We start from the raw sequence: 254 nt of genomic DNA, 5'->3' as shown, positions 1-254 counted from the left end.
ACGTACGAATATAAATAATAAAACTTTTATTCTTTTATTTGTACGAACAACTTTATTATAGTTAAGGAGGAATCAAACTGTCAATCTTTTATTGCAAGTAAAAAAGCCGGACACACATGCCCGGCTGATCAATTAATAGGAAGGCCAGCCTGAACTCCAATCGATATCATTGATGAGCATCTTCGGAATTCCGCTGTTTTCGGCATCATACGCATGACGCACTAAAATATTCCCGTTCACAATGTCTTGACCGC

1 pseudogene is annotated in these 254 nt (G+C 37.8%); it reads right to left on the bottom strand.

The window, feature by feature from the left end:
• Positions 1–132: 132 nt before the first annotated feature.
• A pseudogene (locus SB660_RS22195) lies at positions 133–254 on the bottom strand (arabinan endo-1,5-alpha-L-arabinosidase); the annotation flags it as partial.

Origin of the sequence: Bacillus sp. SIMBA_005 (genome assembly GCF_046535585.1) — a bacterium.
Classification (GTDB): domain Bacteria; phylum Bacillota; class Bacilli; order Bacillales; family Bacillaceae; genus Bacillus; species Bacillus pumilus.
This window is presented reverse-complemented; position numbering and strand designations above follow the sequence as displayed.